Source organism: Klebsiella sp. HN106 (assembly GCF_051209435.1).
GTDB classification, from domain to species: domain Bacteria; phylum Pseudomonadota; class Gammaproteobacteria; order Enterobacterales; family Enterobacteriaceae; genus Klebsiella; species Klebsiella oxytoca.
In genome coordinates this window covers 195,271-218,117 of the sequence record NZ_JBLURD010000005.1, presented here as the reverse complement: position 1 = coordinate 218,117, position 22,847 = coordinate 195,271, and the positions used below count along the sequence as shown (strand labels likewise).

At 57.8% G+C, this 22,847-nt stretch carries 25 protein-coding genes; 14 read left to right on the top strand and 11 right to left on the bottom strand.

Annotated elements, in window-relative coordinates:
• Nucleotides 1–56: 56 nt before the first annotated feature.
• From ACSIPU_RS15280 to tisB, 3 genes are all read right to left on the bottom strand, one after another.
• Nucleotides 57–890, bottom strand: coding sequence for a DMT family transporter (locus tag ACSIPU_RS15280; protein WP_004107130.1), 834 nt, complete (start codon nucleotides 888–890; stop codon nucleotides 57–59).
• A gap of 70 nt (nucleotides 891–960) precedes the next feature.
• Nucleotides 961–1,407 carry a GNAT family N-acetyltransferase gene (locus ACSIPU_RS15275; protein WP_142472401.1) on the bottom strand — a complete coding sequence of 149 codons (447 nt, stop codon included), beginning with the start codon at nucleotides 1,405–1,407 and terminating at the stop codon, nucleotides 961–963.
• 70 nt (nucleotides 1,408–1,477) lie between these two features.
• Complete coding sequence (tisB, locus tag ACSIPU_RS15270; RefSeq protein WP_004107126.1) at nucleotides 1,478–1,567, bottom strand: type I toxin-antitoxin system toxin TisB; 90 nt, start codon at nucleotides 1,565–1,567, stop codon at nucleotides 1,478–1,480.
• A 583-nt stretch (nucleotides 1,568–2,150) separates the two neighbouring features.
• Between tisB and ivbL the strand changes: the two genes are divergently transcribed.
• The 8 genes from ivbL (at nucleotide 2,151) to ACSIPU_RS15230 (ending at nucleotide 10,098) form a co-directional block, all read left to right on the top strand.
• Complete coding sequence (gene ivbL / locus ACSIPU_RS15265) at nucleotides 2,151–2,246, top strand: ilvB operon leader peptide IvbL (RefSeq protein WP_004107123.1); 96 nt, start codon at nucleotides 2,151–2,153, stop codon at nucleotides 2,244–2,246.
• 102 nt (nucleotides 2,247–2,348) lie between these two features.
• On the top strand, nucleotides 2,349–4,037 hold the full coding sequence (ilvB, locus tag ACSIPU_RS15260; RefSeq protein WP_142472402.1) for an acetolactate synthase large subunit: 1,689 nt from the start codon (nucleotides 2,349–2,351) through the stop codon (nucleotides 4,035–4,037).
• Nucleotides 4,038–4,040: 3 nt separating this feature from the next.
• The gene (gene ilvN, locus ACSIPU_RS15255) at nucleotides 4,041–4,331 is read left to right on the top strand and encodes an acetolactate synthase small subunit (RefSeq protein ID WP_196557632.1); all 291 of its coding nucleotides are present in this window, start codon (nucleotides 4,041–4,043) and stop codon (nucleotides 4,329–4,331) included.
• A gap of 178 nt (nucleotides 4,332–4,509) precedes the next feature.
• Nucleotides 4,510–5,103, top strand: a complete 594-nt coding sequence (gene uhpA / locus ACSIPU_RS15250; RefSeq protein WP_004107112.1) for a transcriptional regulator UhpA — start codon at nucleotides 4,510–4,512, stop codon at nucleotides 5,101–5,103.
• 17 nt (nucleotides 5,104–5,120) lie between these two features.
• Nucleotides 5,121–6,602, top strand: a complete 1,482-nt coding sequence (gene uhpB / locus ACSIPU_RS15245; RefSeq protein WP_160887321.1) for a signal transduction histidine-protein kinase/phosphatase UhpB — start codon at nucleotides 5,121–5,123, stop codon at nucleotides 6,600–6,602.
• 9 nt (nucleotides 6,603–6,611) lie between these two features.
• Nucleotides 6,612–7,931, top strand: coding sequence for an MFS transporter (locus ACSIPU_RS15240; RefSeq protein WP_004107101.1), 1,320 nt, complete (start codon nucleotides 6,612–6,614; stop codon nucleotides 7,929–7,931).
• A gap of 145 nt (nucleotides 7,932–8,076) precedes the next feature.
• Nucleotides 8,077–9,468 (top strand): hexose-6-phosphate:phosphate antiporter, encoded by a 1,392-nt coding sequence (uhpT, locus tag ACSIPU_RS15235; RefSeq protein ID WP_004107098.1) that lies wholly within the window; start codon nucleotides 8,077–8,079, stop codon nucleotides 9,466–9,468.
• Between the two features lie 177 nt (nucleotides 9,469–9,645).
• Nucleotides 9,646–10,098, top strand: coding sequence for a DUF1198 domain-containing protein (locus ACSIPU_RS15230; protein WP_004116616.1), 453 nt, complete (start codon nucleotides 9,646–9,648; stop codon nucleotides 10,096–10,098).
• A gap of 84 nt (nucleotides 10,099–10,182) precedes the next feature.
• Here the strand turns inward: ACSIPU_RS15230 and ACSIPU_RS15225 are convergent, their stop codons facing one another.
• Both ACSIPU_RS15225 and ACSIPU_RS15220 read right to left on the bottom strand, forming a co-directional pair.
• On the bottom strand, nucleotides 10,183–10,506 hold the full coding sequence (locus ACSIPU_RS15225) for a helix-turn-helix domain-containing protein (protein WP_004107092.1): 324 nt from the start codon (nucleotides 10,504–10,506) through the stop codon (nucleotides 10,183–10,185).
• On the bottom strand, nucleotides 10,490–10,849 hold the full coding sequence (locus ACSIPU_RS15220) for a type II toxin-antitoxin system RelE/ParE family toxin (protein WP_004107091.1): 360 nt from the start codon (nucleotides 10,847–10,849) through the stop codon (nucleotides 10,490–10,492). The genes ACSIPU_RS15225 and ACSIPU_RS15220 overlap by 17 nt, the downstream gene beginning before the upstream one ends.
• Nucleotides 10,850–11,061: 212 nt before the next feature.
• Between ACSIPU_RS15220 and nepI the strand changes: the two genes are divergently transcribed.
• The gene (gene nepI / locus ACSIPU_RS15215; RefSeq protein ID WP_004107090.1) at nucleotides 11,062–12,243 is read left to right on the top strand and encodes a purine ribonucleoside efflux pump NepI; all 1,182 of its coding nucleotides are present in this window, start codon (nucleotides 11,062–11,064) and stop codon (nucleotides 12,241–12,243) included.
• 31 nt (nucleotides 12,244–12,274) lie between these two features.
• Here nepI and phnX read toward each other — a convergent pair whose 3' ends face one another.
• Nucleotides 12,275–13,084 carry a phosphonoacetaldehyde hydrolase gene (phnX, locus tag ACSIPU_RS15210; RefSeq protein WP_070556489.1) on the bottom strand — a complete coding sequence of 270 codons (810 nt, stop codon included), beginning with the start codon at nucleotides 13,082–13,084 and terminating at the stop codon, nucleotides 12,275–12,277.
• A 9-nt stretch (nucleotides 13,085–13,093) separates the two neighbouring features.
• Entirely contained in the window at nucleotides 13,094–14,197 is a 1,104-nt protein-coding gene (gene phnW / locus ACSIPU_RS15205; RefSeq protein WP_142472405.1) for a 2-aminoethylphosphonate--pyruvate transaminase, read from the bottom strand.
• Nucleotides 14,198–14,337: 140 nt separating this feature from the next.
• On the opposite strand from phnW, the gene phnR reads away from it, so the two are divergent.
• The 5 genes from phnR to phnV all read left to right on the top strand — a co-directional run bounded on the left by phnR (nucleotide 14,338) and on the right by phnV (nucleotide 19,096).
• Nucleotides 14,338–15,057, top strand: a complete 720-nt coding sequence (gene phnR, locus ACSIPU_RS15200; RefSeq protein ID WP_070556485.1) for a phosphonate utilization transcriptional regulator PhnR — start codon at nucleotides 14,338–14,340, stop codon at nucleotides 15,055–15,057.
• Nucleotides 15,058–15,304: 247 nt separating this feature from the next.
• On the top strand, nucleotides 15,305–16,318 hold the full coding sequence (phnS, locus tag ACSIPU_RS15195; RefSeq protein ID WP_004107080.1) for a 2-aminoethylphosphonate ABC transporter substrate-binding protein: 1,014 nt from the start codon (nucleotides 15,305–15,307) through the stop codon (nucleotides 16,316–16,318).
• 5 nt (nucleotides 16,319–16,323) lie between these two features.
• Nucleotides 16,324–17,436 (top strand): 2-aminoethylphosphonate ABC transport system ATP-binding subunit PhnT, encoded by a 1,113-nt coding sequence (phnT, locus tag ACSIPU_RS15190; protein ID WP_004107077.1) that lies wholly within the window; start codon nucleotides 16,324–16,326, stop codon nucleotides 17,434–17,436.
• Entirely contained in the window at nucleotides 17,436–18,296 is an 861-nt protein-coding gene (phnU, locus tag ACSIPU_RS15185) for a 2-aminoethylphosphonate ABC transporter permease subunit (RefSeq protein WP_004107074.1), read from the top strand. The genes phnT and phnU overlap by 1 nt, the downstream gene beginning before the upstream one ends.
• A 2-nt stretch (nucleotides 18,297–18,298) precedes the next feature.
• Nucleotides 18,299–19,096, top strand: coding sequence for a 2-aminoethylphosphonate ABC transport system, membrane component PhnV (gene phnV / locus ACSIPU_RS15180; RefSeq protein WP_004107071.1), 798 nt, complete (start codon nucleotides 18,299–18,301; stop codon nucleotides 19,094–19,096).
• 209 nt (nucleotides 19,097–19,305) lie between these two features.
• Here phnV and ACSIPU_RS15175 read toward each other — a convergent pair whose 3' ends face one another.
• The 4 genes from ACSIPU_RS15175 to ACSIPU_RS15160 all read right to left on the bottom strand — a co-directional run bounded on the left by ACSIPU_RS15175 (nucleotide 19,306) and on the right by ACSIPU_RS15160 (nucleotide 22,847).
• Entirely contained in the window at nucleotides 19,306–20,685 is a 1,380-nt protein-coding gene (locus ACSIPU_RS15175) for a carbohydrate porin (RefSeq protein ID WP_004107068.1), read from the bottom strand.
• 102 nt (nucleotides 20,686–20,787) lie between these two features.
• Nucleotides 20,788–21,090 carry a PTS lactose/cellobiose transporter subunit IIA gene (locus ACSIPU_RS15170; RefSeq protein ID WP_004107064.1) on the bottom strand — a complete coding sequence of 101 codons (303 nt, stop codon included), beginning with the start codon at nucleotides 21,088–21,090 and terminating at the stop codon, nucleotides 20,788–20,790.
• Nucleotides 21,091–21,198: 108 nt separating this feature from the next.
• Nucleotides 21,199–22,524, bottom strand: a complete 1,326-nt coding sequence (locus tag ACSIPU_RS15165; RefSeq protein ID WP_004107062.1) for a PTS cellobiose transporter subunit IIC — start codon at nucleotides 22,522–22,524, stop codon at nucleotides 21,199–21,201.
• An 11-nt stretch (nucleotides 22,525–22,535) separates the two neighbouring features.
• Entirely contained in the window at nucleotides 22,536–22,847 is a 312-nt protein-coding gene (locus tag ACSIPU_RS15160) for a PTS sugar transporter subunit IIB (RefSeq protein WP_004107048.1), read from the bottom strand.

Here is a 22,847-nt window from a genome sequence, read left to right as displayed (position 1 = left end):
GATGTTCAGGCAGGTTTTGTAAACAACAATCGGCAACTAATGTTGCCATGTGTGGTTTACGACAGCCGCAGCAGAATCGCCCCGGCGGCAATGCCGCAGGCAGCCACGATGCGTAATGGAACCATCTTTTCTTTCAACAGGATAAACGCGATAACCGCGCCAAAAAGAATTGAGGTTTCGCGCAGGGCGGCAACCACCGCCAGCGGCGCCTGGGTCATTGCCCACAGCGCCAGGCCATAAGAACCCATAGTGCCAACGCCGCCGACCAGGCCTTTCTTCCAGTGCTGGCGCAGATAGCGGCTGGCCTGCGGGCGTCGGGCAATCATCGCCCAGCCCAGCAGACAGAAGCCATTCATAAAAAAGGTCCATAGCGTATAGCCCAGTGCGGTTTCTGAAAGCCGCACCCCGGTTCCGTCTACCAGCGTATAACCGGCAATAAAGCAGGCGTTGATCAGCGCTAATAGGATACCGGTGCTTGAACGGGATCGACCGTTAAACGCCATCGCCAGTATCGCCAGGCAGATGACGCCGATGCCCAGCCACGCCAGCGGAGAGAGGTGGTCGCCAAGGAAGATAACGCTGATTATCGCCACCAGCAGCGGCGCGGTTCCGCGCATCAGCGGATAGGTCTGGCTCATATCCGAGACCTGATAGGTTTTCGCCACCAGCACCGTATACACCACCTGTAGCGCGCAGGAGACAGCAAGAAACGGCACGCTGGCCAGCGTCGGCTGGGGGGCAAAAGGGAGCAAAACCAGGGCGATGAGCGAGGCAGAGCCGCTAACGCCAATCGCCGCGTACATTTTATCGCCGCTGGCTTTAACGATAGCGTTCCAGCTTGCGTGAAGCAGGGCGGCGAACAGCAATATACAGAATACGGTAATGGTCATTGCAGCCTGGCGCTGGGGGATAAATCGTCACTGGACTGTAACATGGGCGCGCTTTGGCAACCAGAGACAGCTAGAGCGAACAAAACAGGCGATGGGTGACCCGCGGTTCATCATAGACCGGGCGAAATCCCAGATTTTCATAAAACGACCAGGCCGTTGACGGCGCATGGGTGTTGAGAAAATCAAAGCTGGCGCCGGAGTGGGCAATAACCGAGACCAGCAGCTGATGCCCGATCCCCTGCCGACGGTGGCGCTCGCCGATATATAAATGGCGGATGCGGCCGGCTCGCGGCTGCTGGCTAAAAGGGTCGACATTGAGCCCGCAAACCCCGACCAGCTGCCCAAATGCAAAAGCGCCCAGCAGCTTTTCTCCCGGCGCGTTAAAGCGGTTTATCTCGCTCTGCCAGTTCTCCGCCAGGCGGCCCAGCATAGTCAGGTTTTGCGTCAGGCTTTCGGCGCGTAGTGCCGAAAAACCGGGTTCGTCCGGGGTGATGGCGGCAATCAACAAGGGGGCCATAATTTTCTCCGTCAGGTTAGCCTGTAGAGGGGCGGTTTCCCGCCCCTCTCAGGTGCGACTTGAACCTGAATCAGCGGAACTGTTTCAGGACTGCATCAAGTAGTTGCAACACGGCAACCATGAGTTTCAGGATCAGAACAACGATATCCACTCCGCCCATACGCGTCTCCTCTGGTTCAGGAGCACAACCGGCTGGCGTACCTTTCCGCCGCCTGTTGCCAGCCAGGGTATACCCGTCATCATTCAGGCGCGACCAGTGGGTTGCGGGCTAAATGATTCGGGGTATTTGTTGACGTAACACAGTGTGCTCTTCTGGGGTTAAGGCGCTGACGGCACCACCCGTTTCAGCCAGGACTTTTTTTGCGCCGGTAAAAGTGCGGCCCCAGATTCACCCTGCGTACCCCCTCAGTATAGAATGAATACTGTATGTATGAACAGTATTTTTTGGACAAATTTGCATACGCGATCCATACTCTAAATCAGCAAAAACCGTCGTGAAAATTGCGCCTTCTTCCCCGATCGCGTATACTTTTTTCGTTGACGTAATACAGTGTGCTTGCGGCCACCAACCGTAAAAACACCGAGCAGAAAACCTCGCCGCGGCGGGGTTTTTTGTTTTTATCCCGCCGCAAATTAATGTGATCTTCCGCGCAGTTTTTCCTGGTTGAAAATAAATCCATTGTGAAATGACAAAAGCTGTGTTTGTATAAATTCATTCCCTTTTTTGAGACAACAGGTCCCTAATGAACGCTACCACGCTGACTTCGACCCTACTACTAACCGCGCCTGCCGCGGTGGTCGTCGTGTCTGTGGTGGTCGTCGTCGGCAACGCGCCGTAGGGTCCGGAACAACACGAATTCCAAACCCCGCCGGCGCAAACCGAGCGGGGTTTTTCGTTTCATGCCCCCCGGTAAGTCGGCCCAGAATAAAAGGACTGGAGCATGGCAAGTTCGGGCACAACATCACAAAAAATGCGCTTCACTGGCGCACAGTTAGTCGTTCATTTACTGGAGCGTCAGGGGATCACTACGGTCAGCGGCATTCCGGGCGGCTCCATCCTTCCGATTTACGATGCGTTAAGTCAAAGCACTCAGATCCGCCATATTCTGGCGCGTCACGAGCAGGGCGCGGGATTTATCGCCCAGGGCATGGCGCGCACCGAGGGCAAACCGGCGGTGTGTATGGCCTGTAGCGGCCCGGGAGCCACTAACCTGATCACCGCTATCGCCGATGCCCGTCTGGATTCGATTCCGCTGGTGTGCATTACCGGCCAGGTTCCGGCTTCAATGATCGGCACCGATGCCTTCCAGGAAGTTGACACCTACGGTATCTCTATCCCCATCACGAAACATAACTATCTGGTACGCAACATCGCTGAACTGCCGCAGGTGATGAGCGACGCGTTTCGCATCGCGCAGTCCGGGCGACCAGGGCCGGTGTGGATAGATATTCCTAAGGATGTTCAGGCCGCGACCATTGAGCTCGATGCCCTGCCGGAACCCGGCGCCCGTACGGCGGCTCCGATGTTCGATAGCGCCAGCGTGCGTGAAGCGGCGGCGATGATTAACGCCGCGCAGCGTCCGGTGCTCTATCTGGGCGGTGGGGTGATCAACGCGCCTGAGCACATTCGCCAACTGGCGGAAAAAGCCAACCTGCCGACCACCCAGACCCTGATGGCGCTGGGGATGCTGCCGAAAGCGCATCCGCTGTCGCTGGGCATGCTGGGGATGCACGGCGCGCGCAGCACCAATTTTATTTTGCAAGAGGCTGATTTATTGGTTGTTTTAGGGGCGCGTTTTGATGACCGGGCGATTGGTAAAACCGAGCAGTTCTGCCCGAATGCGAAAATTATCCACGTTGATATCGACCGCTCTGAGCTGGGTAAAATCAAACAGCCGCACGTGGCGATTCAGGGCGATGTTGGCGAAGTGCTGGCGCAGCTGCTCCCGCAGGTCGAGGCGCAGCCGCGCAGCGAATGGCTGCAGCTGGTGGCCGATCTGCAGCGGGAGTTCCCCTGCACCATTCCGCAGGAGCAAGACCCGCTTACCCACTATGGCCTGATTAACGCCGTTGCCGCCTGCGTTGACGATGAGGCAATCGTGACCACCGACGTCGGCCAGCACCAGATGTGGGTCGCGCAGGCGTATCCGCTGAACCGTCCGCGCCAGTGGCTGACCTCCGGCGGCCTCGGCACCATGGGCTTTGGTCTGCCTGCCGCGGTAGGCGCGGCGCTGGCTAACCCGCAGCGCAAGGTCATCTGCTTCTCCGGAGACGGCAGCCTGATGATGAACATTCAGGAAATGGCTACCGCGGCGGAAAATCAGCTGGACGTGAAAATTATCCTCATGAATAACGAAGCGCTGGGGCTGGTTTATCAGCAGCAGAGCCTGTTCTATAAGCAGGGCGTATTCGCCGCAACCTATCCTGGCATGGTCAACTTTATGCAGATTGCCGCCGGTTTTGGTCTGCAAACCTGTGATTTAAATAACGAAGCCGACCCGCAGGCGGCGCTGCAGGCGATTATCGATCGCCCGGGTCCGGCGCTGATCCACGTGCGTATCGATGCTGAAGAAAAAGTGTATCCGATGGTACCGCCGGGTGCGGCCAATACTGAAATGGTGGGGGAATAAGCCATGCAACAAGCGACTCATGAAAACGTTATTCTACAGCTCACCGTGCGCAACCATCCCGGCGTGATGACCCACGTTTGCGGCCTGTTTGCCCGCCGCGCATTTAACGTGGAAGGCATTCTTTGTCTGCCAATTCAGGACAGCAACCAGAGCTGCATCTGGCTACTGGTCAACGACGATCAGCGCCTCGGGCAGATGATTAGTCAGATTGAAAAGCTGGAAGACGTTGAGAAAGTGGTACGCAATCAGTCCGATCCCTCCATGTTCAGCAAAATTGCGGTGTTCTTCGAATAATCGCTCGCGGCTTGAACCGCGGCGCGCGATAGACAAAATCACTCAAGCCGCATCAGGGCAGCAAGTATGAGCATCCCCGGGCGCTTACTCAGGTAAGCGACTGGGGGACAGAGGCAGCTTGAAGGATGACGTTTATACCGTTAAGGTAAGCGCGTTTTTTATCCTCCCAGGAATCGCCATGACCACAATCGCCCTTATTGACGATCATCTTATCGTCCGCTCCGGCTTTGCCCAACTGCTGGGGCTGGAAGCCGATTTTCAGGTCGTCGCAGAATTCGGTTCCGGGCGCGAAGCGCTGGCGGGGCTGCCCGGCCGCGGCGTGCAGGTCTGCATCTGCGATATCTCGATGCCGGATATCTCCGGGCTTGAGCTGTTAAGCCAGCTACCGAAAGGAATGGCGATCGTAATGCTGTCGGTGCACGACAGTCCGGCGCTGGTGGAGCAGGCGCTGAACGCCGGCGCGCGCGGTTTTCTCTCCAAGCGCTGCAGCCCGGATGAGCTGATCGCTGCCGTCCGCACCGTGGCGGCCGGCGGCTGCTATCTGACGCCGGATATCGCCATGAAGCTGGCGGCCGGACGACGGGACCCGCTGACCAAACGCGAACGCGAAGTGGCGGAAAAGCTGGCGCAGGGGATGGCGGTAAAGGAGATTGCCGCCGAGCTGGGCCTGTCGCCAAAAACCGTGCACGTTCATCGTGCCAATCTGCTGGAAAAGCTGGGCGTCAGCAACGACGTTGAGCTGGCGCGCCGCATGTTCGATAGCTGGCAATGAACGCCTTTCTCTCCCGGCTGCTCTCGGTTATCGGCTGTTGCTTTATCTTTTCCGCCGCGTGGTTTTGCCTGTGGAGCATCAGCCTGCACCTGGTAGAGCGTGCCGATCTTGCGGTACTGCTGTTTCCCTTCGGGCTGCGTCTTGGCCTGATGCTGCAGTGCCCGCGCGGCTACTGGCCGGTTCTGCTGGGCGCGGAGTGGCTGCTGATCCTCTGGCTGGCGCAGGAAGTTGCGCTGGCGCACCCGATAATATTGATGACCGGAAGTCTGTTGACCCTGCTGCCGGTGGCGCTGATCTCGCGCTATCGTCAGCAGCGCGACTGGCTCACCCTGCTGCGCCAGGGGGGCGCGTTGATCGCCGCTGCGCTGCTTCAGTCGCTGCCGTGGCTGCTGGAGGGTAAAGAGGGGCTGAACGCGCTGCTGCTGACCCTGACCGGCGGCCTGACGCTGGCTCCCACTTGCCTGGTGATTTGGCACTATCTCACCAGCACCGTCTGGCGGCCGCTGGGGCCATCGCTGGTCTCGCAGCCGGTGAACTGGCGCGGGCGGCATCTTGTCTGGTACCTGCTGCTGTTCAGCGTCAGCCTCTGGCTTCAGCTGGGGCTACCCGCCGAGCTCTCACGATTTACGCCCTTCTGCCTGGCGCTGCCGATTATCGCTCTGGCCTGGCATTACGGCTGGCAGGGCGCGCTGATCGCGACCCTGATGAACGCTATCGCGCTGATCGCCAGCCAGACCTGGCACGAACACCCGGTGGATTTATTGCTTTCGCTGCTGGCGCAAAGCCTGACGGGCCTGTTGCTGGGCGCCGGCATTCAGCGGCTGCGCGAGCTGAACCAGTCGCTGCAAAACGAGCTGGTGCGTAACCAGCGGCTGGCGGAACGTCTGCTGGAAACCGAAGAGAGCGTACGTCGCGAGGTCGCCCGCGAGCTGCACGATGATATCGGCCAGACCATTACCGCCATCCGCACCCAGGCGGGGATCGTCCAGCGTCTGGCGCCGAACAGCGCCAGCGTCAGGCAGAGCGGGCAGCTGATTGAACAGCTTTCGCTCGGCGTCTATGATTCGGTGCGCCGCCTGCTGGGCCGCCTGCGCCCGCGCCAGCTGGACGATCTGACGCTTGAGCAGGCGGTTCGCTCGCTGATGCGCGAAATGGAGCTGGAGGATCGCGGTATGGTCAGCCATCTGGAGTGGCGTATTGATGAGTCGCTGCTGAGTGAAAACCAGCGAGTCACCCTGTTCCGCGTTTGTCAGGAGGGGCTGAATAATATTGTCAAACACGCCAGCGCCAGCGCCGTCACGCTGCAGGGCTGGCAGCAGGAGCAGCGGCTGATGCTGGTGCTGGAGGACGACGGCTGCGGCCTGCCGCCGGGCTCCGGTCAGCAGGGCTTTGGCCTCACCGGCATGCGCGAACGCGTCAGCGCGCTGGGCGGCACCTTAACCATCTCCTGCACCCACGGCACCCGCGTTTGCGTCAGCCTGCCGCTGCGCTACGCCTGAGGAACGACGATGTTTGCCTTTTTGAAATCTCCGCCCGATGCTCCGCCGATTACCGATAAACAGGCGCTGGACGAGCGCTACCGCTACTGGCGTCGACATATTCTGCTGACCATCTGGCTGGGCTATGCGCTGTTTTATTTTACGCGTAAAAGCTTTAATGCCGCCGTGCCGGAAATCCTCGCCAGCAACGTACTGACGCGTAGCGATATCGGCCTGCTGGCAACGCTGTTCTACATCACCTACGGGCTATCGAAGTTTTTCTCCGGTATCGTCAGCGACCGCTCTGATGCTCGCTATTTTATGGGGATTGGTCTGGTCGCCACCGGCGTAGTGAATATCCTGTTTGGCTTTTCCACTTCGCTGTGGGCCTTCGCGCTGCTGTGGGCCCTGAACGCCTTCTTCCAGGGCTGGGGGTCGCCGGTGTGCGCGCGTCTGCTGACGGCCTGGTATTCGCGTACCGAACGCGGCGGCTGGTGGGCGTTGTGGAACACGGCGCATAACGTCGGCGGGGCGCTGATCCCGATGGTGGTTGGCGCGGCGGCGCTGCACTACGGCTGGCGAACGGGAATGATGATTGCCGGCATGCTGGCGATCCTCGCCGGGCTGTTTCTCTGCTGGCGACTGCGCGACCGGCCGCAGGCGGTAGGGCTGCCCGCAGTAGGCGACTGGCGTCACGATGAACTGGAGATTGCCCAGCAGCAGGAAGGGGTAGGGCTGACTCGCAAAGAGATCCTCACCAAATACGTGCTGTTGAATCCCTATATCTGGCTGCTCTCGCTGTGCTACGTGCTGGTATATGTAGTGCGCGCAGCGATTAACGACTGGGGCAATCTCTATATGTCGGAAACGCTCGGCGTCGATCTGGTCACGGCGAATTCTGCGGTCACCATGTTCGAGGTAGGCGGTTTTATCGGCGCGCTGGTGGCGGGCTGGGGCTCTGATAAGCTGTTTAACGGCAATCGCGGGCCGATGAACCTGATTTTCGCCGCCGGGATTTTGCTGTCGGTCGGCGGCCTGTGGCTGATGCCATTCGCCAGCTACGTGATGCAGGCGGCCTGTTTCTTTACCGCCGGCTTTTTCGTTTTTGGCCCGCAGATGCTGATTGGCATGGCGGCGGCGGAGTGCTCGCACAAAGAGGCGGCGGGGGCGGCAACCGGCTTTGTCGGGCTGTTTGCCTATCTTGGCGCGTCGCTCTCCGGCTGGCCGCTGGCGCAGGTCATGGAGATCTGGCACTGGAGCGGTTTTTTCGTGGTCATCGCCATTGCTGCCGGCATCTCCGCTCTGCTGCTGCTGCCGTTTCTAAATGCCCAGGCGCCGCGAGAAGCGTGATCTGCCTCACCTTTCTCCGCCGAATGGCGTAAAACTAAGAAATTTTCCCGGTTTCGCCTGGACGCTGTCTCAGGCGGGTCTTCCGGCTGATTTTTACAATGCCTGCTATTCGCAGGTAGTAAATCAGCTCAGGAGTCACTCAATCATGCTGGCCTTCTTAAACCAGGTGCGCAAGCCTACCCTGGACCTGCCGCTCGAAGCGCGGCGCAAAATGTGGTTCAAACCGTTCATGCAGTCGTATCTGGTGGTTTTCATCGGCTATCTGACCATGTACCTGATCCGCAAAAACTTTAATATCGCGCAGAACGACATGATCTCCACCTACGGGTTGAGCATGACGCAGCTGGGGATGATCGGCCTCGGGTTCTCTATCACCTACGGCGTGGGTAAAACGCTGGTTTCTTACTACGCAGACGGTAAGAACACCAAGCAGTTCCTGCCGTTTATGCTGATCCTCTCGGCCATTTGTATGCTCGGCTTCAGCGCCAGCATGGGTGCGGGGTCGACCAGCCTGTTCCTGATGATCGCCTTCTACGCCCTGAGCGGCTTTTTCCAGAGCACCGGTGGGTCGTGCAGCTATTCGACCATTACCAAGTGGACGCCCCGCCGTAAACGCGGCACCTTCCTCGGCTTCTGGAATATCTCTCACAACCTCGGCGGCGCCGGCGCCGCGGGCGTGGCGCTGTTTGGCGCGAACTACCTGTTCGACGGCCACGTGATCGGGATGTTTATCTTCCCGTCGATTATTGCGCTAATCGTCGGTTTTATCGGCCTGCGCTTCGGCAGCGACTCCCCGGAATCTTACGGTCTCGGTAACGCCGAAGAGCTGTTTGGCGAAGAGATTAGCGAAGAGGATAAAGAGACGGAAGAGAACGCCATGACCAAATGGCAGATCTTTGTCGAGTACGTGCTGAAGAATAAAGTCATCTGGCTGCTGTGTTTCTCCAACATCTTTCTGTACGTGGTGCGCATCGGCATTGACCAGTGGTCCACTGTTTACGCTTTCCAGGAGCTGAAGCTCTCCAAAGAAGTGGCGATTCAGGGCTTTACCCTTTTTGAAGTAGGCGCGCTGGTCGGCACGCTGCTATGGGGCTGGCTGTCGGATCTGGCAAACGGTCGTCGGGCGCTGGTAGCCTGCATTGCGCTGGCGCTGATTATCGCCACCCTTGGGGTTTATCAGCACGCCAGTAACCAGTACGTTTATCTCGCATCGCTGTTTGCGCTGGGTTTCCTGGTTTTTGGCCCGCAGCTGCTGATCGGCGTTGCCGCAGTAGGCTTTGTGCCGAAAAAAGCGATTGGCGCAGCCGACGGGATCAAGGGCACCTTTGCCTATCTGATCGGCGATAGCTTCGCCAAGCTCGGCCTCGGGATGATCGCCGACGGAACGCCGATTTTTGGCCTCACCGGCTGGGCGGGGACCTTTGCGGCGCTGGATGCGGCGGCAATTGGCTGCATCTGCCTGATGGCCATCGTTGCGGTGTTTGAAGAACGTAAAATCCGCCGTCAGAAAAAGACACAAACTTTGCAGACTGCCTGAGTCATTGGGTGTGAGTCACTTTGCCCGGCCTTTGCGCCGGGCTTTTTTATACCTCTTGCCGGGCGGTTTGATGATAGCGAGACGAGGTCACGATAAGTCACATTCTGGTACCACCGACAGTCGACAGCGGGCAATTTCCCATTATGATAGTGGGGCTGCGATTGAATGAGAGGATGCATGATCTGGTTAGGACTGGCCACGCTGATAGTGGTATTTGTTGTGGGATTTCGGGTGCTTACCTCTGATTCACGCCGTGCGATTCGCCGTCTGAGCGAACGGTTAGGCATTACGCCGGTACCGCTGGAATCGATGATCGATCAGCTGGGAAAAACGGCCGGTAACGAGTATCTGCGCTACCTGGAACGGCCGAATGAAGCGCATTTGCAAAATGCCGCTCAGGTGCTGCTGATTTGGCAGACTGCTATCGTCGACGGCAGCGAGCAGAACCTGCATTACTGGTATCGGTTGATGAAAAAGGCCCGCCTCGCGGCGCCAATTACCGAAGCGCAAATTCGCCTCGCGCAAGGTTTCCTTCGCGAGCTGGAGCCGGAAGTGAGCGAGCTGCACGCTTTACAGGAGCGCTATAACACGCTGTTTTTACCCGAAGATGGGGTCCACTGGCTACACTGATAGCGCTTCCCTGTGCACTGTTGGCTTCGTTAAAACTCTTCCTGACGAGACCAACTATGCAAAAGTCATCACCTCAAAGTGGCATCATGCCAGCACTTCTAACCCATGTTTTTGCACGATATTGAGTAATTTCAATGCCAGCCTACCGGGGCGTTTTGCCCCACTTTCCCATTTTTGGACCGTGGACACGCTGGTGTTCAGATAGCGGGCAAAAACCGGCTGACTGACGTTGAGTTGGTCACGTAGAGCCTTAATTTCACCAGGTTGGAAATCGCTTACGCGGCTGATGCATGTTTCATCAAAGCTGCGCATCGTCTCCTGCGCGATCGCATCAACACTGTATAAACCTGCGGCAGCGCTATGGATAGCTTCAAAGGCGGGGCTTTTGAATTTAGTTTTTGCAGTCATGACAAATCTCCACCAATTCTTTTCTCTTAACCAATGCCGCCATTTTCTCCTCGCTGAGAAGGGAATAATGCCTGGCTAACTCACGGAACGCCGCGAGTTCTCGGTTATCGATATTGGCGATATCCTGTTTGGCGTATAAAAATGTGTAAAACCAATGCTCAGCACCCTTTGCCAGGATGATTGCGCGATCGCGATTTTTATTAAGGCGTTTTTTGTAAACGCCGCCACCAAGGTTATCTACTTTTCCCTGGAGAGTGGCTTCAATCGCTTTGCAAAGTTCGTCGTCATCAATCGCATGAGCCCGGGCTTCCCTGGTAAACCATTTTGTTTTAAAAATACGCATTGGCTGACATCCTGTAACCATAAATATAGCACCAAGTGCTATGTTATTTCTTCCTCTTACTGTTACGGAATACCTAAAAACGTGATTTTCCGGTTATGCGAGCAGCTACGCAGGTACTTTGCAAAGCCTGAAAAGTTGTCAAAACGTTAAATTCGTCACATTTTAAATGTTACACTGCGCGGCTCCTCCGTATTCAACCATGCAGGTAACTTATGACTCCTTCGAATGCCTCTGCGCCGCAGGCTAATCAGGCGGCGCGACCCAACTGGTCGGCGGTTTTTGCGGTGGCCTTCTGCGTTGCCTGCCTGATTACCGTTGAGTTCCTGCCGGTGAGCCTGCTTACGCCGATGGCGCAGGATTTGGGCATCTCAGAAGGCGTTGCCGGGCAGTCGGTCACCACCACCGCGTTTGTGGCGATGTTTGCCAGCCTGTTTATCACCTCGATCATCCGCAGTACCGATCGTCGCTACGTGGTGATTCTGTTTTCCGTCCTGCTGACCGTCTCTTGTCTGCTGGTCTCCTTTGCCAACAGTTTCTCCTTGCTTCTGGTGGGGCGCGCCTGCCTTGGGCTGGCGCTGGGCGGTTTTTGGGCGATGTCGGCGTCGCTCACCATGCGACTGGTGCCGATGCGCGTGGTGCCCAAAGCGCTGTCGGTCATTTTCGGCGCGGTATCGATAGCGCTGGTGATCGCCGCGCCGCTCGGCAGCTTCCTCGGCGGGATTATCGGCTGGCGTAACGTCTTTAACGCCGCCGCGGTGATGGGCGTGGTCTGTACGATTTGGGTGTTGAAGGCGCTGCCTTCTTTGCCTGGCGAGTCGACCTCGGCGCAGCAAAATATGTTTGGCCTGTTAAAGCGCCCCGGCGTAATGGCCGGGATGTGCGCCATCTTTATGGCCTTCGCCGGCCAGTTCGCCTTCTTTACCTATATTCGCCCGGTGTATATGACGCTGGCGGGTTTTGACGTTGACGGCCTGACGCTGGTGCTGTTGAGCTTCGGCATCGCCAGCTTCGTCGGCACCTCGCTCTCTTCGATGCTGCTCAAACGATCGGTGAAAGCGGCGCTGGCGGTTGCCCCGGTGGTGCTGGCCATCAGCGCGGCGGTGCTGGTGCTGTGGGGGGAGAGTAAAATCGTGGCGTCGGCGGTGGCCGTTATCTGGGGTTTTGCCTTCGCGCTGGTGCCGGTTGGCTGGTCAACGTGGATCACCCGCTCCCTGTCCGATCAGGCGGAGAAAGCCGGGTCGATTCAGGTGGCGGTGATCCAACTGGCCAATACCTGCGGCGCAGCGGTGGGCGGCGTGGCGCTGGACCACCTTGGTCTGCTCTCGCCGCTGGTCCTCTCCGGTACATTAATGCTGCTCACCGGTGTACTGGTGGCGACGAAAGTACGGGTGTAATCGGCCGCAGTCAGGCGAACCGTCAATAAATCTACGGGCGTTCGCCCTGCGCCAGGCGACGGTTGATGTCGGCAATGACGCCCGGTAAATCCGCCAGCGTATCCACGACGTAATGCGCCCCGGCGGCGGACAGCTTCCCGGCGGCGTGCTCGCGGCGGGCGGCGATCTCTTCGGCGCTCATCTGCTGATATTCCTCCCAGCTGGCGCCGAATTCGTTACCGGAAACCGCCAGACCCACGCTCCACATCCCGGCGTTTAATCCTTCGGTAATGCCGGGAGCGGAATCATCAACCTTGACGCAGTGGGCTACCGAGTCGATGCCGAGGACAATGACGTTCTGTAACGCCATCCACGGGCCTGGCCGTCCCCCGACGGCGAGGTCGTCCGTCGCTACCCAGTGGTCAGGCGCATAGCCCTGCGCGGCGGCGGCCGGCGCCAGCTTTTCCATCACCGGACGCGGATAGCCGGAACAGGAGCCAATTTTTATACCTTCGGCGCGCAGCGCGGCAATGGTGTCGACAACCCCGGCGATTGGCGCAGCAAAATCGACGACTTTGGCAATCTGCAGCGGCATAAACGCGGCATAGATCGCATCGATATCGGCAGCGTTCATCGCGCGGCCAAACTTCGCCTGCCAGCGGGCGTCCACGGAGGGGAGTTTCCCCAGCGCTGCAATATGCTGCCATTTGCCGAGACCCATCGGCACCCTGGCTTCTTCGAGTGTAATCTCCACGGCAAAAGCCTGACGGAAGGCCTCAACGAAAATCTGCGTCGGCGCGAAGGAGCCAAAGTCGACGGTGGTGCCTGCCCAATCAAGAATAACGGCGTTAATACGGTTCATGATGGTTCCTTAGCGTTGCCAGTACATGGCGTTTTTAATGGCCGCCAGCAGGGCGGTGATGTCGGCGTCGTACACTTCGCCAATGTTGCCGATACGGAAGCAGTCGCTTTGCGACACCTTGCCCGGGTAGATCACGAAACCCTGCTCTTTAAGCCGCTGATAGAAATCCTTAAAGCGATACTGCGGCGCATCCGGGGAGTAAAATGCGGTGATGATCGGCGAGTGCAGGCTATCGTCGAGCAGCGGCTGAAAGCCTAATGCGCGCATTCCGGCCACCAGACGCTGCTGGTTAGCGCAGTATCGCTGGTGACGTGCGCTCACGCCGCCTTCTTCCGCCAGTTCTTTTAACGCCTGGGCAAAGGCCAGCACGGTATGAGTTGGTGAAGTAAAGCGCCACTTGCCGTGGTTATCCTCCATGCAGCGCCACTGGGCGTAGAGATCCAGCGACAGCGAGCGCGAGCGGCCCTGACAGTTTGCCAGTTCCGCTTCCCGGGCAATGACGAAGGCGAAGCCCGGCACCCCCTGTATGCATTTGTTGGCGGAGCTGATCAGATAGTCAATGTTCAGCGCGGCGACGTCCATGGGATTGCCGCCGAAGCTGCTCATGGCATCGACGATGTAGCGTTTGTCGTACCGTTTTGCCAGCGCCGCCACCGCTTCGATCGGGTTGAGCATACCGGTTGTCGTTTCGCAATGGACCATAGCGATATGGGTGATCGCCGGGTCGGTTTGCAGGATCCGTTCGATCGCTGCATCGTCCGGTCGCGCGACTTCACCGCAGTCGTAAGGGTGGTGCGCAATGTTCAACAGTTTCGCCATCTCGATCATGCGCGCGCCGTAGGCGCCATTGCTGATAATCAAAATCTTGTCCTGCACGCCGATCGCGCTGCCGAGCACTGCCTCAACCGCGTAGCTACCGCTGCCTTGCAGCAGTACTGAAGTGTAGCCGTCGGCGGGCGTCGCCAGTTCCACCAGCCGTTGGCGGATGGCCTGAACCACGCCGAGATTGTAGTCATCGTCCCAGGTACAGCTGTCGAACAGCATCGCCTCTTTTACCGTACGGGAAGTGGTCAGCGGGCCGGGGGTCAGCAGCAGATAATTGCGTGGAGTCATCTATTTCACCATTTGGTCTATACCAGATGCTTTTTATAATGGCGATCGTCTGCGGAAAAGGTCAAAGGGAAAGTGGCGTTGCAACAAAAAATTCATCTGGTTATGTATAATGAGCGCATCAAATTTGGCAGCGAGCGAACATGAAATCACCCTCTGGCGAGACGCCACAGTATCTGCTGATCAAGGCGCAGCTACAGGCGCGTATTCAAAACGGCGCGTTGAAGAGCGGCGATAAACTGCCTTCCGAGCGCGAGCTGTGCGCGCTGTTCAATACCACGCGTATTACGGTGCGCGAGAGCCTGGCGCAGCTTGAGGCCAGCGGCGTGATTTATCGCGCCGACCGCCGCGGCTGGTTTGTCACGCCGGAGCGGCTTTGGCTGGATCCGACGCAAAATACCAACTTCCATAAGCTGTGCCTGGAGCAGGGGCGGGAGCCGAAAACGGTGCTGCTGGACGGGCGTTTAACCGCCGTTCCGCTGGACGTTATGGCGCCACTGGCGCTGCAGCCATTCGATCAGGTTTACCTGCTCACCCGTCTGCGTTATGCCGACGGGCGGGCGATTTGCTACTGTGAAAACCACTGTCTGCCCGCCAGGGTTCCCGAGCTGCTGCGCCATGATTTAAACGGCAGCCTGACCGAGATTTATCAGACCCGCTATGACCTGATATATACCAGTATGCATCTGTCGTTCTGGCCCACCTCGATGCCGCCCCAGGCCGCCGACGCCCTGGGGGTGATGGAAGGGCGTCCGGCGCTGCTGCTGCGCCGGCTCAACTACGATCAACATGGGCGAATTCTCGATTACGATATCGAGTACTGGCGTCACGACAGCCTGCGCATCGAAGTCGATACCCATTGATTTTATGAGTCCTGTCCGAGCATTTTCCCCGGGTTGCGGCTGGCGCCTTACCCGGGCTACGGGTTCACCGCCGTCTGCGGACGGGTGGCCCGGACAGGCGCGTCAAGCGCCGCCTCCGGGAGCGGTATATCTCCCTCCGTTTAATCCTTTCGCCACACTTCATTCATCGTTTTGTCATAAAGCCCCGGTAGCGTGAACGTCAATCTGGTATAGACCATAAAGATCACCATCCGAAGAGGCTGATACGATGAAACTCTCCCGACTTGCTCTGTTAACCGTTACCGTACTCGCCAGCGCCCCGGTGTGGTCCGCTGACGTTGTCACCGTTTATTCCGCCGACGGCCTGCACGACGGCGACAACAGCTGGTATCAGAACCAGTTTGCCGCTTTTACGAAGGCAACGGGCATCAAAGTGCAGTACGTTGAAGGCGGCTCCGGAGCGATTGTCGAACGGCTGGCAAAAGAGCGCACCAATCCGCAGGCGGACGTGCTGGTGACGGTGCCGCCGTTTATCCAGCGTGCCGCCAAAGAACAATTACTGGCCGAATTTAAGCCGCAGGGCAGCGACCAGATCCCGGGCGTCCACGACCGCTACTCGCCGCTGGTGAACAACTATCTGACCTTTATCTATAACAGCAGGCTGCTGAAAACCGCGCCGGCCAGCTGGCAGGATTTGCTCGATAGCCGCTTCAGGAACAAGCTGCAGTACTCGACGCCGGGACAGGCGGGCGACGGTACGGCGGTCATGCTGCAGGCGTTCCACAGCCTGGGCAGCAAAGATGCGGGGTTCGATTATCTGGGTAAACTCCAGACCAACAACGTCGGACCATCGGCTTCTACCGGTAAGCTGACCGCGCTGGTCAATAAAGGTGAGCTGTACGTCGCTAACGGCGATCTGCAAATGAACCTGTCGCAGATGGCGCGTAATCCGCATGTGCAAATCTTCTGGCCCGCAGACGCTAAAGGCGAACGCAGCGCGCTGGCGCTGCCCTATACCATTGGTCTGGTGCAAAACGGCCCGAACGGTGAAAACGGTAAAAAGCTGATTAACTTCCTGCTCGATAAGCCCGCTCAGGCCAGCGTTAGCGCGCTCTCCTGGGGGCTGCCGGCGCGCAGCGACGTGACGCCGGAAGACGCTAACTTTAAAGCGGCGAAAGCGGCGCTTAACGGCGTGAAAAGCTGGGAACCCAACTGGGACGAGGTTGCGGCTTCACTGTCGGCGGATATTGCCCGCTGGCATCAAGTCACCGACAGCGAGTAAGCGTGATGTTAATGAAAACAACCGTCGCTCATCCCCCGTCGTCGACGGGAACGTCCGGGATCACTCTCGACTCGCTGCGCGTTTCTTATCACGGCAACGTGGTGCTGAAGCCGCTGACCTTAACTATTGAACCGGGTGAAGTGCTGGCGCTGATCGGTCCATCCGGATCCGGAAAAACCACGGTGCTGCGGGCGATAGCCGGATTTGTACAGCCGGCGGGCGGGCGGATTTTGCTGGGCGATACGGATGTCACCCACCTGCCGCCGTATCAACGCGGCCTTGGCATGGTGGTGCAAAACTACGCCCTGTTTCCGCATATGAAGGTAGAAGATAACGTCGCCTTCGGCCTGCGGGCGCAGAAGCAGCCGAAAACGGAGATAGCTGCACGCGTCAAAGACGCCCTGAAAATCGTCGGCATGGCGGATTACGCCAGCCGCTATCCGCACCAGCTATCCGGCGGCCAGCAGCAGCGCGTCGCGATTGCCCGCGCCATCGCCGTACGTCCGCGGGTCTTGCTGCTTGATGAGCCGCTCTCGGCGCTGGATGCGCAAATCCGTCACAACATGGTAGAGGAAATTGCCCGCCTGCACCGCGAACTGCCGGAACTCACAATTCTCTACGTTACCCACGATCAGACCGAAGCCCTGACCCTGGCGGACAAGATTGGCATCATGAAAGACGGCTCGCTCATTGCCCATGGCGAAACCCATCAGCTTTACCACTATCCGCCTAATCGTTTCACCGCCGAGTTTCTCGGACGCGCCAATATCCTGCAGGCGACGGCGCTGAAAGATACCGCAGGGCCTGGCCTGGTCAGCGTCAGCTGCGGCGGTGGATTGATTACCGCTTTCAGCCGCGGCGGTCAGCACGGCAATAATAAGCTGCTGTGTATTCGTCCGCAGCATATGAGCCTCGCGCCGCGAACGGCCACCAGCAACCGGCTTAACGCTACCCTGCAGTCGGTGCACTGGCAGGGCGATTTGACCCACCTGCTATGCGACGTGGCCGGGGAGGCGGTGCGCATTGTGATGACCCACGTGGATCCGCTGCCGCGGGCCGGCGACAGGCTGGCGCTCTATTTTGAACCCAACGATGCGGTCCTGATTGAGGTGTCATAATGTCGCAGATCCTAACGCTCCCGCGTCGCTCTGTTCAGCTGCGGCCCTTACTGTGGCTTCTGCCGCCGCTGCTGGTGCTGGCGACCCTGTTTTTCTATCCGCTGCTGCTGATCGGCGAACAGGCGCTACGTGATGCCAGCGGTCACCTGAGCCTTGAAACCTTCTGGCAGGTCGTGGGATCCCGGCGCTTTATCAACGCGTTGCTCAATACGATGCAAATCGCGATCTTCGCCACCCTGGGCTGCCTGCTGCTCGGCAGCGTCCTGGCGCTGATTCTGGTGTTTATTCCCTTTCCCGGCAGCCAGTTGATCAGCCGGGTGATTGATACCTTTATTGCCCTGCCGACCTTTCTCATTACCCTGGCGTTTACTTTTATCTACGGCTCCGCGGGTTTGCTGAACGGCGCGCTAATGTCGCTATTGTCTTTCGAACTGCCGCCGATCGATTTTCTTTATTCCATTCAGGGCGTGATTCTGGCGGAAATCACCGTTTTCACGCCTCTGGTGATGCGTCCGCTGATGGCCGGGTTGCGGCAGATTGATAAAAGCCAGCTAGAGGCGGCGAGTATTCTCGGCGCGCATCCGCTGCGGGTTATCGGCCAGGTGATTTTCCCGGCGGCGCTGCCGGCGCTGATGGCGGGCGGTAGCCTGTGCCTGCTGCTGACGACTAACGAGTTCGGCATCGTACTGTTTATCGGCGCCAAAGGCGTGAATACGCTGCCGATGATGGTGTACAGCAAGGCTATTCTCGAATCGGATTACAGCCAGGCCTGCATGATTGCCCTGATAAATATTCTGCTGTCGCTGGGACTGTTTATAATCTATCGCCTGGCCGCCGCGCGTACCGGCGTGAGGAGCTAACGATGTTGATTTGGTCGCGTAAAGGCCGCGCGGCGGCGGGCGCGCTGGCGGCAACGCTGTTTGCCGGATTCTTCTTCCTGCCGCTGGCGGTGATTTTGATGTCCAGCCTGAGCCAGCAGTGGAACGGCCTGCTGCCGTCCGGTTTTACCCTTGGGCACTTTGTGAACGCCTTTCGCGGGGCTGCGTGGGATGCGCTCTTTTCCAGCCTGATGGTTGGATTTTGCGCCAGCCTGTTCGCTCTGCTGTGCGGCACGTGGGCTGCGCTGGCTCTGCGCCAGTACGGCGCGAAGCTGCAAAAATATCTTGGGCTGGCGTTCTATTTACCGAGCGCCATTCCTTCGGTATCGGTGGGTTTAGGCATTCTGGTGGCTTTCAGCCAGGGGCCGCTACAAATGAACGGTACTTTCTGGATCGTGCTGGCGGCGCACTTCGTGCTGATTTCTGCGTTTACCTTCAGCAACGTCTCCACCGGTCTGACGCGGATTTCCGCCGATATTGAAAGCGTCGCCTCCAGCCTCGGGGCATCGCCGTGGTATCGCCTGCGCCATGTCACGCTGCCGCTCATGGCTCCGTGGATGATCTCCGCGCTGGCGCTGAGCCTGTCGCTGTCGATGGGGGAGCTGGGCGCGACGGTAATGATCTATCCGCCGGGCTGGACGACGCTGCCGGTGACGATTTTCAGCCTCACCGATCGCGGCAATATTGCCGATGGTTCGGCGCTGACCATCGTGCTGGTGGGCATCACGCTGCTGCTGATGATTAAGCTTGAGCGCATTGCCCGCCGGATGAGCCAGAGGTAATCATCACATCGGGCGACGGATTCACCGTTGCTCGGTAGGGAAGCCCGGGTAAGGCGTTACGCCGCCACCCGGGGAATACGCCGGGATAAATATATCGATGCGGCTTCTTCCCGGCTCGCGCTGCGCTTAGCCGGGCTACAGGTTCACCGTTGTCTGCGGTACGGTAGCCCGGCTAAGGCGACAGCCGCCATCCGGACGGCTTCACAAGCTTAGAACCACGCTTCAAACATGCCGCCAACGTTCAGCGAATCCAGCTGTTCGTCTTTGGTGCCGTTGACCTTTGCGGTGCGCTTGTTATCTACCTGACCGCCGGTCACGTAGAAGCGCAGCATCGGGCGGAACTCCGGCCCCATACCGATGGCGATATTCTGCGACAGCGTCAGCTTCCAGCCGTGGTTATCGCCGCCCTGGTCGTAATCGACGCGCTGATAGCCCGCTTCCAGCCAGGTGGAGTGGACATCGTTCCAGAAGTACATCGGACGGACAATGGCGCCGTAGTTTTTACGATTGTCGGTATTGTCTGTACCGTTGTCATAGTCGTGGAAGGCCAGCAGATATTCGATCTGCGCCTGCTGGGTGAATTTATGCAGCCCTTCAAAGCTGGCATAGATAGCGGTGAGATCGTCGGTCTTGTTATAGACGCTGTTATCCGAGTTGTCGGAGTAGCGCAGAATCACTTTATTGACGCCGCTGTCGTTGGTGTGGCTCAGCACCAGCCCGCCCTGCCAGGCTTCGAGACGCTCGTCGCTGTCTACCGCTTTCGAATCGAAACCGTAGTTGGCGTAAACCTCAACGTCGATCGGTCCGGCTTTAAGATTATGGGTTTTAGTGGTCAGCGCATAGTGGCCATCATCGCCGGTTCCGGAGCCGCCGGTACAGGTGATGCGCGACGGGTTCGCTTCGTCGGCCATCACTTCCGGGCTACAGGATTCCACCTGCGACACCGCCGCCACGTCAAACTGTACGCCGCCGATGTCAAAGTTTTTCACCCCGGCGCCCTGGCCGTCGTGGTTCATCCAGAAGTAGTCGTTAATCCCCTGTTGCGGGCGCTGATGGAAGTCGCGGCCGGCCCAGATATAGGCGTTGGGGTTAGACTCCAGCACGTTGGTAACGCCGACGTAGGCTTTTTTCAGGTTAACTTCGTCGCTCCAGTGGTCAAACATGACGTTGATATCCCAGATCGCGCCTTTACTGCTCTTAAAGGCTTTGGTTATCTGAAATTCGCCGCCGTTGCCTTCGTTGCCTAAACGACCGATCGCGGAGGCGCCGTTATAGGAACCATCCACGCCGACAAACTTCTGATCGCCGGTCTGGAACTGCGCGCCGTAGCGTGCGTAGCCGCTGAACTTCAGGCCGAAGGGGATCGCCATATCCGGCGTGGCTGCGGTGGTCTGCGGGTTGGTAATGACATCCACTTTTTTATCGGCGGCGGCATCGATTTTCGCCTGGCGTTCGGCCAGGGCTTTATCGACGGCTTTGGCGACAATGGCGTCGATCTGTTCCTGAGTAAACTCTTGTGCAAATACGGAAACTGGGCACAACGCGGCGACGACCGCCATGGTTAATGGCAGTATTTTTACAGTTTTCATCATTATCTCGCTTTTAGTAATTTATATATTTAGATAATAGCTATCCCGCCAGGATAAGCTGGTTTATTTATTCCGGGTACAGTTGCTAAATATTGATATAAATTAACGCTGGTATAAATGAATAAGCTCTTCTGAAAATTCACGCGCGAGCAGCGAATTCATCAGATGGTCCTGAGCATGCACCATAATGAGGGTCATCGGCTGGCGCGCTTGGCCCGCATCCTGCGCGATAAGCTGGGTTTGCATCTGGTGCGCCCGGCGGGCGTAGCCATCGGCTTCATTCAGCAGCAAGCGCGCTTCATCTATATTACCGCTACGGGCACAATGCAGCGCTTCAAAACATAATGAGCGTGACTGTCCCGCATTAACGATAATTTCCATTACCGCATCTTCTAGTTCAATCATAATAGTTCCTGAGGTCATTAACCTTATTATTTAAATAATGCAGTGAAAGTCCCTTTTCCGCATTATTTATGCCGTCATGATAAATATGCTATTAAATATATGAGTTAATTATTGGCTGACCGTTTCGGCAACCGGCACCGCAGCTTTGGCTTTTTCGACTTCAGTTTTCATTAATGAGCGTTCATAGGCGCGGAGGAATGGCAGATAAATTACCGCTGACATCACCATGCAAATTAAGCACATCACCACCGGGCTTAGCGTCCAGTTTGCAGCCCAGGATGCACCGATAGGGGCCGGGGTCGTCCACGGCGTCAGCGAAACGACCTGGCTGAGCCAGCCGAGGCGCGTCGCACCGTAAGCCAGAACGGCGTTAATCATCGGGACAAAGACGAACGGGATAAACATCATCGGGTTCATGATAATCGGCGCGCCGAACAGAATAGGTTCATTGATATTAAAGAAGCTCGGAACGATACCCATTTTGCCAATGGTGCGCAGGTGAGCTACGCGGCTACGCAGCAGCAGGAAGGCCAGCGGAAGCGTGGAGCCGACGCCGCCAATCAGCAGATAGTGGTCCCAGAAACCCTGCAGATAGACATGGGGCAGAGCCGCGCCGGCCGCCAGCGCAGCCTGATTTGCCGACAGGTTGGCCATCCAGAAGGGGTTCATAATGCCGGTCACGATCAGCGAGCCGTGGATCCCGGCGAACCAGAAAATCTGACACATCAGCACCGACAGCAGTATCGCCGGCAGAGAGTCAGAGGCGGAAACCAGCGGCTCCAGCAGGTGCATAATCGCCTGCGGCAGAATCATACCGGTCTGCGCTTCGATAAACAGATTCAGCGGATGTAGTGTCGCGATCACCACCAGCACCGGGATAAGGATTTCGAACGAGCGCGCGACGCCGGTCGGCACCTCTTTCGGCAGACGAATCGTAATGTTGTTCTGCTTCAGCCAGGCGTAAACGCGGGTAGAGTAGATAGCGGTGATCAAAGCGGTGAAAATACCCTGACCAGAGAGATACTGGGTGGAGATTTTGCCGTCGGCATACGGCGCGGCAACCAGTAAGAAAGCCATAAACGCCAGCAGACCGGACATCACCGGATCGAGCTGGAACTGGCGTCCCAGGCTGGCGCCGATTCCCACCGAAATAAAGAACGTCATCACGCCCATGCTGAGGTTAAACGGCAGCATCAGCTGTTCGCGATACTGCTGGGAGAAGTCCAGCCAGCCGCGGGCGAAACCGTTAGTGGTATCCGGCGAAAAAGGCGGAAAGATAAATACCAGCATGAATGAGCCGATGATCATAAACGGCAATGCGGCAGTGAAACCATCGCGAATCGCGATAACGTATTTCTGCTGCCCAAGGCGTCCTGCCAGCGGGGTAATTGATTGCTCGATCACGGCAATCATGGACTGATACAGAGAACTCATTTGTACACCTCTTAATGCGCTTCGATCAGCGACAGGGCATAATCCAGAACGTTGTCTCCCCGCTGCATCCCGTAATCCATGGTGTTAATTGGCTGGACCGGAATATTCAGGGGCGCGGCTTTCTCAGATAAGGTTTTCAGCATGTACTTCACCTGGGGCCCAAGAAGCACCACCTGGTACTGCGGAAACTGCATATCAAATTCGGAAACTCCATAGGCATCAATCTGCACCGGCAGGGCGCGTTCCTTCGCGGCATCGACCATCTTTCTGACCAACAGACTGGTGGACATCCCGGCAGAGCAGCACAGCATAATCTTGTACAT

Coding starts and splice junctions, on each gene's coding strand:
- ACSIPU_RS15280 (WP_004107130.1), bottom strand. CDS start 890: ATGACCATTACCGTATTCTGTATATTGCTGTTCGCCGCCCTGCTTCAC.
- ACSIPU_RS15275 (WP_142472401.1), bottom strand. CDS start 1,407: ATGGCCCCCTTGTTGATTGCCGCCATCACCCCGGACGAACCCGGTTTT.
- tisB (WP_004107126.1), bottom strand. CDS start 1,567: ATGGGCGGAGTGGATATCGTTGTTCTGATCCTGAAACTCATGGTTGCC.
- ivbL (WP_004107123.1), top strand. CDS start 2,151: ATGAACGCTACCACGCTGACTTCGACCCTACTACTAACCGCGCCTGCC.
- ilvB (WP_142472402.1), top strand. CDS start 2,349: ATGGCAAGTTCGGGCACAACATCACAAAAAATGCGCTTCACTGGCGCA.
- ilvN (WP_196557632.1), top strand. CDS start 4,041: ATGCAACAAGCGACTCATGAAAACGTTATTCTACAGCTCACCGTGCGC.
- uhpA (WP_004107112.1), top strand. CDS start 4,510: ATGACCACAATCGCCCTTATTGACGATCATCTTATCGTCCGCTCCGGC.
- ACSIPU_RS15240 (WP_004107101.1), top strand. CDS start 6,612: ATGTTTGCCTTTTTGAAATCTCCGCCCGATGCTCCGCCGATTACCGAT.
- uhpT (WP_004107098.1), top strand. CDS start 8,077: ATGCTGGCCTTCTTAAACCAGGTGCGCAAGCCTACCCTGGACCTGCCG.
- ACSIPU_RS15230 (WP_004116616.1), top strand. CDS start 9,646: ATGATCTGGTTAGGACTGGCCACGCTGATAGTGGTATTTGTTGTGGGA.
- ACSIPU_RS15225 (WP_004107092.1), bottom strand. CDS start 10,506: ATGACTGCAAAAACTAAATTCAAAAGCCCCGCCTTTGAAGCTATCCAT.
- ACSIPU_RS15220 (WP_004107091.1), bottom strand. CDS start 10,849: ATGCGTATTTTTAAAACAAAATGGTTTACCAGGGAAGCCCGGGCTCAT.
- nepI (WP_004107090.1), top strand. CDS start 11,062: ATGACTCCTTCGAATGCCTCTGCGCCGCAGGCTAATCAGGCGGCGCGA.
- phnX (WP_070556489.1), bottom strand. CDS start 13,084: ATGAACCGTATTAACGCCGTTATTCTTGATTGGGCAGGCACCACCGTC.
- phnW (WP_142472405.1), bottom strand. CDS start 14,197: ATGACTCCACGCAATTATCTGCTGCTGACCCCCGGCCCGCTGACCACT.
- phnR (WP_070556485.1), top strand. CDS start 14,338: ATGAAATCACCCTCTGGCGAGACGCCACAGTATCTGCTGATCAAGGCG.
- phnS (WP_004107080.1), top strand. CDS start 15,305: ATGAAACTCTCCCGACTTGCTCTGTTAACCGTTACCGTACTCGCCAGC.
- phnT (WP_004107077.1), top strand. CDS start 16,324: ATGTTAATGAAAACAACCGTCGCTCATCCCCCGTCGTCGACGGGAACG.
- phnU (WP_004107074.1), top strand. CDS start 17,436: ATGTCGCAGATCCTAACGCTCCCGCGTCGCTCTGTTCAGCTGCGGCCC.
- phnV (WP_004107071.1), top strand. CDS start 18,299: ATGTTGATTTGGTCGCGTAAAGGCCGCGCGGCGGCGGGCGCGCTGGCG.
- ACSIPU_RS15175 (WP_004107068.1), bottom strand. CDS start 20,685: ATGAAAACTGTAAAAATACTGCCATTAACCATGGCGGTCGTCGCCGCG.
- ACSIPU_RS15170 (WP_004107064.1), bottom strand. CDS start 21,090: ATGATTGAACTAGAAGATGCGGTAATGGAAATTATCGTTAATGCGGGA.
- ACSIPU_RS15165 (WP_004107062.1), bottom strand. CDS start 22,524: ATGAGTTCTCTGTATCAGTCCATGATTGCCGTGATCGAGCAATCAATT.
- ACSIPU_RS15160 (WP_004107048.1), bottom strand. CDS start 22,847: ATGTACAAGATTATGCTGTGCTGCTCTGCCGGGATGTCCACCAGTCTG.